General features: G+C 75.9%; 5 protein-coding genes. All 5 read left to right on the top strand.

Going from position 1 to position 15659, the window contains the following annotated elements:
• Positions 1 to 147 precede the first annotated feature (147 nt).
• Genes ACIQUR_RS18355 through ACIQUR_RS18375 form a run of 5 tightly spaced genes read left to right on the top strand, consistent with a single transcriptional unit; the run spans position 148 to position 15573 of the window.
• Positions 148 to 6573 carry an amino acid adenylation domain-containing protein gene (locus tag ACIQUR_RS18355; protein ID WP_403665215.1) on the top strand — a complete coding sequence of 2142 codons (6426 nt, stop codon included), beginning with the start codon at positions 148 to 150 and terminating at the stop codon, positions 6571 to 6573.
• A 12-nt stretch (positions 6574 to 6585) separates the two neighbouring features.
• Entirely contained in the window at positions 6586 to 7404 is an 819-nt protein-coding gene (locus ACIQUR_RS18360) for a thioesterase II family protein (protein WP_403665217.1), read from the top strand.
• 47 nt (positions 7405 to 7451) lie between these two features.
• Positions 7452 to 8483, top strand: coding sequence for a TauD/TfdA family dioxygenase (locus tag ACIQUR_RS18365; RefSeq protein ID WP_403665219.1), 1032 nt, complete (start codon positions 7452 to 7454; stop codon positions 8481 to 8483).
• A 5-nt stretch (positions 8484 to 8488) separates the two neighbouring features.
• A complete protein-coding gene (locus ACIQUR_RS18370; RefSeq protein ID WP_403665221.1) occupies positions 8489 to 10327 on the top strand; it encodes an amino acid adenylation domain-containing protein in 1839 nt (612 codons plus the stop codon).
• On the top strand, positions 10324 to 15573 hold the full coding sequence (locus ACIQUR_RS18375) for a condensation domain-containing protein (RefSeq protein ID WP_403665223.1): 5250 nt from the start codon (positions 10324 to 10326) through the stop codon (positions 15571 to 15573). Before ACIQUR_RS18370 ends, ACIQUR_RS18375 begins: the two co-directional genes overlap by 4 nt.
• The last annotated feature ends 86 nt before the right edge of the window (positions 15574 to 15659 follow it).

The raw sequence follows: 15659 nt of genomic DNA on the forward strand, positions 1-15659 counted from the left end.
CTGCTGGCGGAGTGCCGTCCCAACTGCCGCTCCGGACAACGCCGTCGGGGTGAGATGACTTCGCCCGGCCCGAACGTCCCCGCCGTGGGGACGGCGGACGGCCGTGCGGCAACCGCACCGACCACCCACCGTGAACGAGGAGCCCCCATGGCGTCTGAGCCGACCGCCGCACGGCTGCCCCTGTCGGCCGCGCAGCGCGACATCTGGATGGCCCACGAGCTGGACCCGAGCGGCTGCCGCTACAACATCGCCGAGTACCGGGAGATCCACGGGCCGGTCGACACCGCGCTGTTCGCCCGCTGCTGGGAGCAGCTGGTGCGCGAGTCGGACGCCCTGCGCACCCGGGGCGTGGAGTCCGGCGAGGACGGGCCCCGGCAGCTGGTGGCCGCCGGACCGGACGGCTCGGAGCTGGAGTTCCTGGACCTGACCGGAGCCGAGGACCCGGCGGGGGCGGCCCACGCCTGGTGCGTGGCGGCCGTCAACACGCCGTTCGACCTGGCGCGGGGGCCGTTGTGCCGGCACGCGCTGGTCAAGGTGGCGGAGGACCGTTTCCTCTTCTATAAGAGCTACCACCACCTGGTGATCGACGGGATGGGTGTGGCGCTGCTCGACGCGCGCCTCCAGGAGCTGTACGACGGCGCGCTGGCCGGCGAGCCGTGGGGTCCGGGCCCGTTCGGGAGCCTCGCGGAGCTGCTGGCGGAGGACGCCGCGTACCGGGGGTCGGAGGCGGCGGCCGAGGACCTGGCCCACTGGGCCGGGCGGCTGGCGGACCCGCCGGAGACCCCCCGGCTCGCCGAGGGCCGTACGGCGGCCGCGGCGGCCGGGACCGGGACCGGGACCGGGACCGGGGCCGGGGAGCGTGCCGGGCTGCCGTTCGTGCGCCGGAGCGTGGCGCTCCCGGCGGCGGAGGCGGACCGGCTGCGGGCGGCCGCCCGGGACCGGCGGGCGCCCTGGTCGATGCTGGTGATCACGCTGATCGCGGGGTACCTGCACCGGGTGAGCGGGGCGGGCGAGCTGCTGCTGGGCCTGCCGGTGACCGGCCGGACCACCGAACTGGCCCGCCGCACGCCGGGGATGTGCTCGAACGTGATCCCGCTGCGGCTGGCCGTACGCCCCGGGGAGACCCTCGCCGGGCTGCTGGGCACGGTGGTCGGCGAGGTGCGCGGCGGGCTGAAGCGGCAGCGCACCCGGTACGAGGAGACCGTCGCGGCCCTCGGGGAGGACGGTGCCGGCCGGCGGACGGCGACCCCGCTGGTCAACATCATGGCGTTCACGCCGGGGATGACCCTGGGCGGGCACCCGACGGTGCAGTGCAATCTGAGCAACGGCCCGGTGGAGGACCTGGCGGTCGGCATCTACGACCTGGGTCCCGAGGCGGGCATGCGGATCGACTTCGACGCCGCGCCGGACGTGTGCGACCTGGACGCGGTCGCCGCGCACCAGGACCGGCTGCTCCGGTTCTTCGACACCGTACTGGCCGAGGGTGCGGAAGAGCTGCCGCTCCAGGAAGTGGAGTTGCTGGACGAGGCCGAACGTCGGCTGGTGCTGGAGGAGTGGAGCGGGCGGCCGGACCGGGACGCCGCGCCGGAGGAGTACGGGACGCTGGGCGGGCTGTTCGAGCGGCAGGCCCGGCTGCGCCCCGAGGCTGCCGCGCTGGTGTACGAGGGCCTGGTGGTGCCGTACGGGGAGCTGAACGCCCGTGCGAACCGGCTGGCCCACCACCTGCGGGCCCAGGGCCTGGGCCGGGGTGACCTGGCCGGCGTACTCCTGGACCGCGGGATCGAGTTCGCCGTCGCCGTCCTGGCGGTGGTCAAGGCGGGCGCCGGGTACGCGCTGCTCGACCCCGAGTTCCCCGACGACCGGCTCGCCTCGACCGCCCACGACGCCCGGATCGCGCTGCTCGTGACGGACGAACGGTACGAGGACCGGGTGCGCGGGGACTGGGGCGTGGTGTGCGTCGACCGGGAGCGGGAGGTGGTGGCGGGCCAGCCGGCGACGGATCCGGGGGTGGCGGTCACGGATGACGACACGGCGTGCGTGATGTTCACGTCGGGGTCCACGGGACGGCCCAAGGGCATCCTCTCCAGCCACCGCAACCTCGTCTCGACCGTCACCGGCCAGACCTACGCCACCTTCGGACCCGGCGAGGTCTTCCTCCAGTGCTCCCCCGTCTCGTGGGACGCCTTCTCCCTGGAGTTCTGGGGCGCCCTCCTCCACGGCGGCACCACCGTCCTCCAGCCCGGACAGCGCCCCGAACCCTCACTGATCACCGAACTCGCCCGGCACCACGGCGTGACGATGCTCCAGCTCTCCTCCAGCCTCTTCAACCACCTCACCGACGAAGCCCCGGACACCTTCACCACCACCCGCATCGCCTACACCGGAGGCGAACCCGCCTCCCCCCACCACATCCGCCTCCTCCAGCAACACCACCCCCACCTCACCATCACCAACGGCTACGGCCCCGCCGAATCCATGGGCTTCACCACCACCTACCGCGTGCCGCCCGAGGAGCAGCACACCTCGGCGGTGTCCATCGGCGGCCCGGTGGCGCACAAGTACGCGTACGTCCTCGACGCACGGCTCCGCCCCGTGCCGCCCGGTGTGACCGGCGAGCTCTACCTCACCGGCGACGGCATCGCCCACGGCTACCTCGACCGGCCCGCACTCACCGCGGAACGCTTCGTCCCCCACCCCTACGGACCCCCCGGCACCCGCCTCTACCGCACCGGCGACCAAGCCCACTGGGACACCCACGGCACCCTCCACTACACCGGACGCACCGACACCCAGATCAAAATCCGCGGCTTCCGCGTCGAACCCGGCGAGATCGAAGGCGTCCTGCTCTCCCTGCCCGGAGTCCAGCAGGCGGCCGTCACGGCCCGCGAGGCCGGGCCGGGCGACCGGCAGCTCGTCGCGTACGCCGTCACCGAGGAGGACGGGACGGCCGTCCGGGAGCGGCTGCGGGCCCTGCTGCCCCAGCACATGGTCCCGGCGCACGTGGTCGTCCTGGACCGGCTGCCGCTCACCGCGAACGGCAAGCTCGACACCCGCGCCCTCCCGGCGCCGGCGGCGGCCGGCGGGCCCGGCCGGGCCGCCCGCACCCCGCTGGAGGAGATCGTCTGCGGGCTGTTCGCGGAGCTGCTGGCCGCACCGGGGCCGGTGTCGGCGGAGGACGACTTCTTCGCCCTGGGCGGGCACTCGCTGCTCGCCGCCCGGCTCACCAGCCGGCTCGGCGCCGCGCTCGGCGGGCTCCGGCTGACGATCCGCGACCTCTTCGCCCATCCCACCCCGGCCGCCCTGGCCCGGCACGTCGCCGCGCGGCGCGGGGCGCGCGAGCTGCCCGCGCTCACCGGCGGGCAGCCGGTGCCGGAGCTGCTGCCGCTCTCCCCCGCGCAGCGCCGGCTGTGGCTGGTGTCCGACCTGGAGCGGGGCGGGACGGCGTACAACGTGCCGCTGCGGGTGCGGCTGGAGGGCGACCTCGACGTGGCCGCCCTGCGCGCCGCCTTCGACGACGTGGCCGGCCGCCACGAGCCGCTGCGCACGGTCTTCCCGCAGGTCGACGGCGAGCCGTACCAGCGGGTGCTCACCCCGGCCGAGGCGCCGGTCGCCTTCGAGGTGCGGACCGTCGGGGACGGGCCCGGGGCCGGGGACGTCGCGGAGGCGGTGCGGGCCGCCGCCGGGCACGCCTTCGACCTGGCGGCCGAGGCTCCGCTGCGGGTGACGCTGCTGGACCTCGGCGGGGGCGCGTACGAGCTGATGGTGGTGCTGCACCACATCGCGACGGACGGCCAGTCCCTGCGGCCGCTCTTCGGCGACCTGGCCACCGCCTACGCGGCCCGCCGGTCGGGCCGGGCGCCGGAGTGGGAGCCGCTGCCGGTGCGGTACGCGGACTACACGCTGTGGCAGCGCCGGGCGCTGGGCGATCCGGCGGACCCGGAGAGCCTGCTCGCCGCCGAGCTGGCGCACTGGCGGGAGGCCCTGTCCGGGCTGCCGGAGGAGCTGGGGCTGGTCCTGGACCGGCCGCGCCCGCCGGTGGCGGGGCAGGCGGGCGGGGTGGTGCCGGTGGACCTCGGGCCGGAGCTGCTGGCGCGGGTGCGGGAGCTGGCGCGGGCCGAGCGGTGCACGCCGTTCATGGTGGTGCACGCGGCGCTCGCGGCGACGCTGACCCGGCTCGGCGCCGGTACGGACGTCCCCCTCGGCGCACCGGTGGCGGGGCGGTCCGACGAGGCGCTGGCCGGTCTGGTCGGGTTCTTCGTGAACACGCTGGTGCTGCGCGCCGACACCTCCGGCGACCCGAGTTTCCGCGAGCTGCTGGCGCGGGTGCGGGCGGCCGATCTGGAGGCCTTCGCCCACCAGGAGGCGCCGTTCGACCTGGTGCTGGAGGCGGTGAACCCGGCGCGTTCGCTGGCCCGCCACCCGCTGTTCCAGGTCTGCCTGGCGCTGGAGGAGGGCCCGGAGGCTCCGGTGGAGCTGGCCGGGGTGCGGGTCACCGAGGCGGGCGCGGTGTCCGGCGGTTCGGTCAAGTTCGACCTGGAGTTCCTGCTGCGGGGCGACGAGGGTGCCGGGCTGTGCGGGTCGGTGCTGTACCGGTCCGACCTCTTCGACCGGTCGACGGTGGAGCGGATGGTGGCGGTGCTGGGCCGGGTGCTGGCCCAGGCGGTGGCCGAACCCGGGCTGCCGATCGGCGCGTTCGAGGTGCTGGACGAGGCCGAACGTCGGCTGGTGCTGGAGGAGTGGAGCGGGCGGGCGGACCGAGGCGCCGCGCCGGAGGAGTACGGGACGCTGGGCGGGCTGTTCGAGCGGCAGGCCCGGCTGCGCCCCGAGGCTGCCGCGCTGGTGTACGAGGGCCGGGTGGTGCCGTACGGGGAGCTGAACGCCCGTGCGAACCGGCTGGCCCACCACCTGCGGGCCCAGGGCCTGGGCCGGGGTGACCTGGCCGGCGTACTCCTGGACCGCGGGATCGAGTTCGCCGTCGCCGTCCTGGCGGTGGTCAAGACGGGCGCCGGGTACGCGCTCCTCGACCCCGAGTTCCCCGACGACCGGCTCGCCTCGACCGCCCACGACGCCCGCATCGCGGCGCTGGTCACCGACTCGGGGCACGCGCACCGGCTGGGCGGCGACTGGGCCGTGGTCCTGACGGACCGGGACGCGGCCGCGATCGCCGCCGAGGACCCGCGGAACCCCGGAGAGGGGCTCTCGCCCGAGGACGTGGCGTGCGTGATGTTCACGTCGGGGTCCACGGGCCGGCCCAAGGGCATCCTCTCCAGCCACCGCAACCTCGTCTCGACCGTCACCGGCCAGACCTACGCCACCTTCGGCCCCGGCGAAGTCTTCCTCCAGTGCTCCCCCGTCTCGTGGGACGCCTTCTCCCTGGAGTTCTGGGGCGCCCTCCTCCACGGCGGCACCACCGTCCTCCAGCCCGGACAGCGCCCCGAACCCTCACTGATCACCGAACTCGCCCGGCACCACGGCGTGACGATGCTCCAGCTCTCCTCCAGCCTCTTCAACCACCTCACCGACGAAGCCCCCGAGACGTTCACCACCACCCGCATCGCCTACACCGGAGGCGAACCCGCCTCCCCCCACCACATCCGCCTCCTCCAGCAACACCACCCCCACCTCACCATCACCAACGGCTACGGCCCCGCCGAATCCATGGGCTTCACGACGACGCACACGGTCGACCCCGCCCGGCACGTCCCCGGCCCGGTCCCGATCGGCACGCCGCTGGCCGGCAAGTGCGCGTACGTGCTGGACGACCGGCTCCGGCCGGTGCCGCCCGGTGTGACCGGCGAGCTCTACCTCACCGGCGACGGCATCGCCCACGGCTACCTCGGCCGGCCCGCACTCACCGCGGAACGCTTCGTCCCCCACCCCTACGGACCCCCCGGCACCCGCCTCTACCGCACCGGCGACCAAGCCCACTGGGACACCCACGGCACCCTCCACTACACCGGACGCACCGACACCCAGATCAAAATCCGCGGCTTCCGCGTCGAACCCGGCGAGATCGAGGGCGTGCTCCTCGGGCTCCCGGGGGTGGAGCGGGCGGCCGTCACCGCGTACGAGGCCGGGCCGGGGGACAAGCGGCTCGCGGCGTACGTGGTCGCCGCCCGGGAGGCGGGCGAGCTCCGGCAGGAGCTGCGCGCGCTGCTCCCGCAGCACATGGTCCCGGCGCACGTCGTGGTCCTGGACCGGCTGCCGCTCACCCCGAACGGCAAGCTCGACACCCGCGCCCTGCCCGCACCCGCCCCGGCCTCCGCCGCGGCGCCCGGCCGCACGCCGCGCACCCCGGCGGAGGAGAAGCTGTGCGCCCTCTTCGCCGAGGTGCTCCGGACCGACCAGGTGCCGTCCCCCGAGGCCGACTTCTTCGATCTGGGCGGGCACTCGCTGCTCGCCGCCCGGCTCACCAGCCGCATCGGCACCACCTTCGGCGCCCGGCTGACCACCCGGGACGTGTTCCTGCACCCCACCCCGGCCGCGCTGGCCGGACACCTCACCTCACTCACCGACGCCGCCGCGGCACCCCGGCGGGCCCGGCCCGCCCTGCGCCGCCGCACCTCCTCCTGAACGGAGTACGCCATGACGTACGACATGTCACACGACCACCCGGCTCCCGCGCCCGAGGACGTCGTCTGGGCGATCCCAGGCTCCGCGCCGGCCCGCACCGCGCTGCTGGTCCTGCCGCACGCCGGCGGCAACGCCCACGCCTACGCCGAGTGGCGCGACCACCTGCCCGCGGACGTCACCCTGCTGATCGGCCAGTACCCGGGGCGCGGGGCCCGTTTCTCGGAGCCGCTGCCCGAGTCCGTGGACGACCTGGCCGGTCCGGTCGTGGCCGCGCTCCCCGAGGGCACCGAGGACCTGGTGGTGCTGGGGCACAGCATGGGCTCGCTGGTGGCCTTCGAGGTGGTCCGGGCCCTCCGGGCGGCCGGCCGGGCTCCGCGCGCCCTGATCGCCTCGGCCTGCCGGGCCCCCTTCCTGCCCAACCCGAGCCCCGTCCACCCCGAACTCCTGGACGACGACGCCCTGGTGGCGGCCATCAAGGAGCGCGGCGGCACGGACGACGGCATCCTCGACGAGCCGGAGCTGCGGGAGATCATCCTGCCGTCCATCCGCGCCGACTTCGCGATCGACGACGTCTACCGGTGCGCGGAGGAGCGGGTGCGGACCGGCTGCCCGGTGACCGTGATCGGCGGGGACGCGGACCCGATCGTGCCGGTGGAGGCGCTGACCCACTGGGCCGGGGTGACCGACGACGGCTTCGCGATGTCGGTGCTGCCCGGCGGCCACTTCTACTTCCAGGAGCAGCTGCCCGCGTTCTTCGCGCTGGTCAACCCGGTGCTCGACGGCACGGCGGGCGCCCTGGCCGGCGGCGTTCCGGCCGCCCGCGCCGCCTGAGCCGTACGTCCCCTTCCTCCTTCCCCTACCTCAAGGACACGTCTGCCATGACCGCGATCGCCGATACCCCGGCCACCTCCCTCGACGCCGTGCGAGAGCCCGGCAAGCCCGTCGTCGTGACCGCGCCGCCGGTCTCCTCGATGGCCGAGGCCACCGCCTGGCTCACCGCCCACCGTCCCGCGATCCAGGCGGAGTTGCACCGCTCCGGCGCGGTGCTGCTGCGCGGCCTGCCCGTCGAGGACGCGGCCGGATTCGCCCAGGCCCGCGACGCGCTGATCGAGACCCGCGCCGGCTACAAGGAGAAGGCCACCCCGCGCACCGACTTCGGCGAGGGCGTCTTCTCCTCCACCGACCTGCCGGCCGTGCAGCCGATCCGGCTGCACAACGAGAACAGCTACACGCTGGACTTCCCCGGGGTGCTGCTGTTCGGCTGCGTCACCGCCCCCGAGACGGGCGGCGCCACGACCGTCGGGGACATGCGCGAGGCGCTGCGGCAGATGCCGGCCGAGCTGGTGGAGCGGTTCGAGCGGGCGGGCTGGCTGCTGGTGCGCAACTACTCGGAGCTGGCCGGGCTGCCCTGGTACAAGACCTTCGCCACGGAGGACCGCGCGGTCGCCGAGGCGTACTGCGACGAGAACACCGTCGGGTACGAGTGGCTCGACGACGACTCGATGCGCACCCGCCAGCGCCGTTCGGCGATCGTCACGCACCCGGTGACCGGGGAGCGGGTGTGGTTCAACCACTTCGCCTTCTGGAACAGCCGGACCCTGGACGAGGACGTGCGGGAGGTGCTCGTCGAGACCTACGGGGAGGACGGCCTGCCGTTCAACACGTACCTCGGTGACGGCACCCGGCTCACCGACGCGGAGGTCGACGCGGTCAACGCCGTCTACGACCGGGTGACCGTGCGGGAGACCTGGCAGCGGGGCGACCTGATGCTCGTCGACAACATCCTGTGCGCCCACGGCCGCGAGGCCTACACCGGTGACCGCAAGATCCTCGTCGCGATGGGCGAGCCGGTGGCCCTGGCCGACTGCCGTCCCGCGACCGCCCCTTCGACCACCCTCCACGGGGAGTGAGCCCGATGACCGCCGTACTTCCCGAGACCTCCGCCGCCCCGGCGGCCGGTGCCGTGCCCGCCGTCCCGACCGCCCCCGCCGACCTGCTGGACCGTCTGGCGCGGGTGCCCGGCGAGCGGCCCGCCGTGGTGGCCGGCGACCGGAGCCTGAGCTTCGACGCGCTGCGCGCCGAGGCCGGCCGCATCGCGGCCCGGCTGGCCGCCCGCGGGATCGGCCCCGAGTCCGTGGTGGCGCTGTGCCTGCCGCGCGGTGCCGACCTGGTGGCCGCGCTGATCGGCACGCTGACCGCGGGGGCCGCGTACCTGCCCGTCGACCCGAAACTGCCGGCCGAGCGCCGCCGTTACCTGGTCGAGGACTCCGGCGCGGACCTGGTGGTGACGGCCGGTGCGGACGGTGTGCCGCTCGCGGAGGGCGTGCCGCACCTGCCGGTGGCCGAACTGACCGCGGCCGGGGGGCCGGCGGAGTTCCGGCCGGTGCCCGTGCCGGGCGGGACCCTCGCGTACGTGATCTACACCTCGGGTTCGACCGGCCGCCCCAAGGGCGTGGAGATCGGCCGGGCGGCGGCCGCGGCCCTGCTGGCCGAGCTGGAGGGGGCCGGGATCGCGGTCACCGACGGCGGCCGGGTCGGCTGGAACGCCTCGCCGTCCTTCGACGCCTCCGTGCAGCAGTGGGTGCGGATCTGCCGCGGCGACACCCTCGTGATGATCGACGACGAGACGCGGGCCGATCCGGCGCTGCTGGCGCGGCTGGTGGACGAGCAGGCGCTGACCGACCTCGACATCACCCCCTCCCACGCGGACCCGCTGCTGGACCTGCTCACCGAGGACGGCGGGCCGCGCCCGCTGACCCTGCTGGTCGGCGGCGAGGCGGTCAGCCCGGCGCTGTGGCGGCGGATCGTGGAGCGCTCCGAGGCCGGGGTGCTGCGCGCGGTGAACCTGTACGGGCCGACCGAGTGCACGGTCGACGCGACGGCCGGCTGGATCGACGCGGACGAGCCGCCGCACATCGGGGCGGTGCTGCCGGGCCTGCGGATGCGGCTGCTGGACGACGGGCTGGCCCCGGTCGGCTTCGGCGAGACCGGCGAGCTGTACCTGGCCGGTCCCCGGGTGGGCCGCGGGTACCGGCGGCGGCCGGCGCTGACCGCGGAGCGGTTCGTCGCCGACTCGGAGCCGGGCGCGGCGGACGGGCAGCGGATGTACCGCACGGGCGACCTGTGCCGGCTGCTGCCCGACGGGCGGCTGGTCTACCTGGGGCGGGCGGACGGCCAGGTCAAGCTGCGCGGGCACCGCATCGAACTGCCGGAGATCGAGGCGGCGGTGGCGGCCTTCCCGGGGGTGGCCGAGGCGGTCGTGGTCGTACGGGACGACCTCAACGGGGCGCCGGGGCTGGTCGCGTACCACCGTCCCGCCGAGGGTGCCGCGGTGGACGAGGGCGCGCTGCGCGAGCGGCTGGCGGCGGGGCTGCCGGCCTACATGGTGCCGGGCGCGTTCGTGGCGGTGGACCGCTTCCCGACCACGCCGAACGGCAAGCTGGACCGGGCGGCGCTGCCCGCTCCGGCGACCGCGCCGGCCGGCTCCGGTACCGCGGACGCGGCGGGGGCGGGGTCCGGGCTGGAGGGCCCGGTGGAGGAGCTGATCGCCGGCGTCTGGGCGACCGTCCTGGGCGCTTCCCGGATCGGCCCGGACGACAACTTCTTCAAGCTCGGCGGGCACTCCCTGCTGGCCATCAAGCTGGTCTCGCGGGTGCGTGCCGAGCTGTCCGTCGCACTGCCGGTGAAGGCCGTGTACGCCAACCCGCGGCTGCGTGACCTGGCCGCGTTCATCGAGGGGCTGCTGGAGAAATGACGACCATCCCGTTGTCCTACGCGCAGCGGCGGCTGTGGTTCCTGAACCGGCTGGAGGGGCCGTCCGCGACCTACAACGCGCCCGTGGTGCTGCGGCTGGCGGGCGTGCCCGACCGGGTGGCGCTCGACGCGGCGGTACGGGACCTCGCCGGGCGGCACGAGGTGCTGCGCACCGTGTACCCGGCGGTGGACGGCGAGCCGTACCAGCGGGTGCTGGAGGCGCCCGCGCCGGGGACCGGTGTCGAGGTGCGGGTCTGCGGGCCCGGCGAGGTGGCGGCCCTGGTGGCGGAGTTCACCCGGGAGGCCTTCGACATCGCCGGCCGGCGGCCGCTCCGGGCACGGCTGTTCGTGCCGGGCGACGGGAGCTCCACCCTGGTGCTGCTGGTGCACCACGTGGCGACGGACGGCTGGTCGCTGGGGCCGCTGCTGCGGGACCTGTCGGCGGCGTACGGGGCGCGGTGCGCGGGCCGGGAGCCGGGCTGGGAGCCGCTGCCGGTGCAGTACTCGGACTACGCGCTGTGGCAGCGGGAGGTGCTGGGCGACCCGGACGACCCGGAGAGCCTGGCGGCGGAGCAACTGGCCCACTGGAGCGGGGTGCTGGCGGGTCTGCCGCCGGTGACGGAGCTGCCGGTGGACCGGCCGCGGCCGGCGGAGCCCACGCACCGGGGGGCCACGGTGCGGGCGGCCGTGGACGGCGGGGTGCGGTCGGGGCTGGCGGCGGTGGCCCGTACCGGCGGGGCGAGCATGTTCATGGTGGTGCGGGCGGCGCTGGCCGTCGCGCTGTCGGCGGCGGGCGCGGGTCCGTCGGTGACCGTCGGGACGCCGGTGGCCGGGCGGCCCGAGGAGGACCTGCACGAGCTGGTCGGGTTCTTCGTCAACTCCCTCGCGCTGCCGACCGATCTGTCGGGCGACCCGACGGCCCGGGAGCTGGTGGCGCGGGTGCGGGAGGCGGACCTGGCGGCGTACGCGCACGAGGAGCTGCCGTTCGATCTGCTGGTGGAGCGGCTCAACCCGGACCGGGCGCTGGGCCACCACCCGTACTTCCAGGTGATGCTGACGTACGCCGGGGCCGGGGAGGGTGACGGGCCGGTGCGGCTCGGGGAGCTGGCGGCGGAGGTCGAGGACGCGGACCTGGCGGCGGCGAAGTTCGACCTGACCGCGTACTGCGCGGAGCGGGGTGACGGGCTGGCGCTGGGCCTGCAGTACGCGCAGGACCTTTTCGACGCGGGCACGGCCGAGTTGCTGCTGGAGCTGTGGGTGCGGGCGCTGCGGGCGTTCGCGGAGCGGCCGGAGGCCCGGCTCGGGGAGCTGGATCTGCTGAGCGCGGAGGAGCAGGACGGGCTGGCCGGACGACGGGAGCGGGTGGCCGCGCTGACCGCGGCGGCCGCCGAGCGGGAGCGGGCCGGGGCGGCCGTGCCCGGGATCCGGACCGGGGTCTCGCCGCGCGAGGAACTGCTGTGCGGGCTGTTCGCCGAGGTGCTGGGCCGGGAGTCGGCCGGGCCCGACGAGAACTTCTTCAAGCTGGGCGGGCACTCCCTGCTGGCCAGCAAACTGGTCAACCGGATCCGGGCGGCGCTCGGCGCCGAGGTCGGCATCCGGGACCTGTTCCTCGCGCCCACCCCGGCCGGGCTGCACCGCCGGCTCGCCGGGCAGGAGGGCGTCCGGAGCGCGCGGCCCGCGCTGACCGCGGTGGCGGAGCGGCCCGAGCGGGTGCCGCTGTCGGCGGCGCAGCGGCGGCTGTGGTTCACCGACCAGCTCCAGGGTCCCGGCCCGGCCTACAACATGCCGCTGGTGGTGCACCTGGAGCGGCCGCTGGACGCGGCCGTGCTGCGGGAGGCGCTGGCGGACGTGGCGGGCCGGCACGAGGTGCTGCGCACGGTGTACGGGGCGGTCGGCGGGGAGCCGTACCAGCAGGTGCTGGACGCCTCCGACGGCCGGGCGCGGCCGGTGCTGGAGGTGCGGGAGGGCGGCCCGGCCGAGGCGGACGCGGTGTCCTCGTACGCCTTCGACCTGGCCGCCGAGATCCCCTTCCGGGCCTGGCTGCTGGCGCGGGAGGACGGCGGGCACACGCTGGTGCTGCTCGTGCACCACATCGCCGGGGACGGCTGGTCCAACGGGCTGCTGCTGCGGGACCTCACGCGGGCGTACGCGGCCCGGGCCGGGCGGCGGGCGCCGGACTGGGAGCCGCTGCCGGTGCAGTACGCGGACTACGCGCTGTGGCAGCGGGAGCTGCTGGGCGACCCGGACGACCCGGAGAGCCCGGCCGGCCGGCAGCTCGCCCACTGGAAGGGCGTACTGGCGGACCTGCCGCCGGTGACGGGGCTGCCCGCGGACCGGCCGCGGCCGGCCGAGCCGACCCACCGGGGCGGTCTGGTGCGGGCCTCGCTCGGCGCCGGGACGCAGGCCGGGCTGGCGGCGCTCTCGCGGACCGCGCGGGCCACCCTGTTCATGACGGCGCGGGCCGCGCTGGCGGCGGCGCTGTCGGCTGCCGGCGCCGGGACCCGGCCGTCCCTCGGCACGGTGGTCGCGGGCCGGGGCGACGACGCGCTGCACGAGCTGGTGGGCTTCTTCGTCAACTCACTCGCCCTGCCGGTGGACCTGTCGGGCGACCCCACGGCCGCCGAGCTGGTGGCGCGGGTGCGGGAGGCGGACCTGGCGGCGTACGCGCACGCCGACCTGCCGTTCGACCTGCTGGTGGAACACCTGAACCCGGACCGGTCACTCGCCCACCACCCGTACTTCCAGGTGGTGCTGACCTTCGCGGCGGACCCGGAGGAGGAGTCGGTGGCCTTCGCGGGGACGACCGGCCGGGTGACGACCACGGACCTGGCGGCCGCCAAGTTCGACCTGGCCTTCCACTGCGCCCGTACGGCCGACGGCCTCGACCTGATCCTGCAGTACGCGGAGGACCTGTTCGACGCGGGCACGGCGGAACTGCTGCTGGAGCTGTACGCGCGGGCGCTGCGGGCGTTCGCGGAGCGGCCGGAGGCCCGGCTCGGGGAACTGGCGCTGGTCAGCGCGGAGGAGGCGCGCGGGCTCGCCGGGCGACGGGAGCGGGTGGCCGCGCTGACCGCGGCAGCGGCCGAGCGGGAGCGGGCCGGGGCGGCCACGGCCGGGATCCGGACCGGGCTCTCGCCGCGCGAGGAACTGCTGTGCGGGCTGTTCGCCGAGGTGCTGGGCCGGGACTCGGCCGGGCCCGACGAGAACTTCTTCAAGCTGGGCGGGCACTCCCTGCTGGCCAGCAAGCTGGTCAACCGGATCCGGGCGGCGCTCGGCGCCGAGGTCGGCATCCGGGACCTGTTCCTCGCGCCCACCCCGGCCGGACTGCACCGCCGGCTCGCCGGGCAGGAGGGCACGCGGGCGGCCCGGCCGCCGCTGACCGCCGGGGAGCGCCCCGCGCGGGTGCCGCTCTCCCCCGCGCAGCGCCGGCTGTGGTTCGTCGACCAGCTGGAGGGCCCGTCCGCGACCTACAACATCGCGCTGGTGCGCCGGCTGGACCGGCCGCTCGACCCCGCCGTGCTGGCGGCCGCCCTCGCGGACGTGGCGGGCCGGCACGAGGTGCTGCGCACGGTGTACGAGGTGGCGGACGGGGAGCCGTACCAGCGGGTGCTCGATCCCTCCGACGGCCGGGCGCGGCCGGTGCTGGAGTTCCGGGCGGGCGGTCCGGCCGAGGCGGACGCGGCGGCCGGGTACGTCTTCGACCTCGCGGCCGAGATCCCCTTCCGGGCGGCGCTGGTGTCGGAGGACGACGGCGGGCAGATCCTGGTGCTGCTGGTGCACCACATCGCGGGCGACGGCTGGTCCACGGACGTGCTGCTGCACGACCTGGCGCGGGCGTACGCGGCCCGGTCGCGGCGGGTGGCCCCCGCGTGGGAGGCGCTGCCGGTCCAGTACGCCGACTACACGCTGTGGCAGGAGCGGCTGCTCTCCGAGGGGCTGGAGAAGACCCAGCTCGCGCACTGGGAACGGGCCCTGGCCGGGCTCCCGCCCCTGGTCGAGCCGTCGGACGCCGCGGAACGGCCGGCCGAGCCGAGCCACCGCGGCGGCCTGCTGACCTTCTCCGTGGACGCGGACACGCACCGGCGCCTGGTACGGGTGGCGCACGCGACGGGCACCACGCTGTTCATGGTGGCGCAGGCCGCCCTGGGCGCCCTGCTGGCCCGGCACGGCGCGGGCACCGACCTGGCGGTCGGCACGACCGTGGCCGGCCGGGAGGACGACGCGCTGCACGGGCTGGTGGGCTTCTTCGTCAACACCCTGGTGCTGCGCACCGACCTGTCCGGCGACCCCACGTGGGCGGAGCTGCTGGGCCGGGTGCGGGAGGCGGACCTGGCGGCGTACGCGCACGCCGAGGTGCCGTTCGACCGGGTCGTGGAGCACCTGAGCCCGCACCGGTCCACCGCGCACCACCCGCTGGCGCAGGTGTTCCTGCAACTGGCGGCGGCGAACACGGGCGCCACGGGTAGGGGCGCCACGGGTACGGGCGCCACGGGTACGGGCGGCTCGCCGCTGGCCGGCACGCAGCTGCCGGTGGGCGCCACGACGGCCAAGGCGGACCTGACCTTCGCGCTGACCGAAGCCCCGGGCCACGGCGGGCTGTCGGGAGTCCTGGAGTACGCGCGGGACCTGTACGACGCGGACGCCGCGGCACGCCTCGCGGCGGAGCTGACCGGGATCCTCCGGGAGATCGCGGAGGACCTCTCGGGGCGGCCCGGCCCGCTGCCGGCGCCCCGCGGGGAGACCGTGGACGGCTACCGGGTGGACGCGGAACGGGTGGCCCGCGTGCTGTCCGGGCACCCGGCCGTGACGCGGGCCCGGGCGGAGGTGCGCGGGGGCCGGCTGACGGCGTGGGTGACGGGACCGGTCGCGGAGCCGGAGCTGCGCGAGTGGGCCGCGGCCCGGCTGCCGGACTACGCGGTGCCGGGGACGTTCGTGACGGAGGACACCGGCCCGGCTCCGGAGACCTCTCCCGGCGCCTCGTGGGAGGACCGGCTGAGCGCCCTGTTCACGGAGGTGCTGGAGGGCAGGGAGGTCTCCCGGGAGGACAACTTCTTCCGGGTGGGCGGGCATTCGCTGCTGGCGGTGCGCCTGGTGAACCGGGTGCGGGCCGAACTGGGCCGGGAGATCACCCTCCGCGAGGTCTTCCGCCACCCCACGGTGGCCACCCTGGCCGCCCGCCTCGCCGAAGCCACCACCGCTCCCCCGGCCCCACCCCTGACGAAACTCCGCCGCCGGGCACGGAGCTAGCCCACAGGAACCACACCCACACCCACACCGAGGGGCATCGCCAGCCGCACCACGCGGCTGCCGATGCCCCTCTTCGCGTCCCGGAG

Source organism: Streptomyces sp. NPDC101132 (genome assembly GCF_044759225.1).
Classification (GTDB): domain Bacteria; phylum Actinomycetota; class Actinomycetes; order Streptomycetales; family Streptomycetaceae; genus Streptomyces.

Bases quoted from the DNA above. Each gene is read 5' to 3' on its own strand.
- ACIQUR_RS18375 (WP_403665223.1), top strand. From the start codon at position 10,324: ATGACGACCATCCCGTTGTCCTACGCGCAGCGGCGGCTGTGGTTCCTG.
- ACIQUR_RS18370 (WP_403665221.1), top strand. From the start codon at position 8,489: ATGACCGCCGTACTTCCCGAGACCTCCGCCGCCCCGGCGGCCGGTGCC.
- ACIQUR_RS18360 (WP_403665217.1), top strand. From the start codon at position 6,586: ATGACGTACGACATGTCACACGACCACCCGGCTCCCGCGCCCGAGGAC.
- ACIQUR_RS18365 (WP_403665219.1), top strand. From the start codon at position 7,452: ATGACCGCGATCGCCGATACCCCGGCCACCTCCCTCGACGCCGTGCGA.
- ACIQUR_RS18355 (WP_403665215.1), top strand. From the start codon at position 148: ATGGCGTCTGAGCCGACCGCCGCACGGCTGCCCCTGTCGGCCGCGCAG.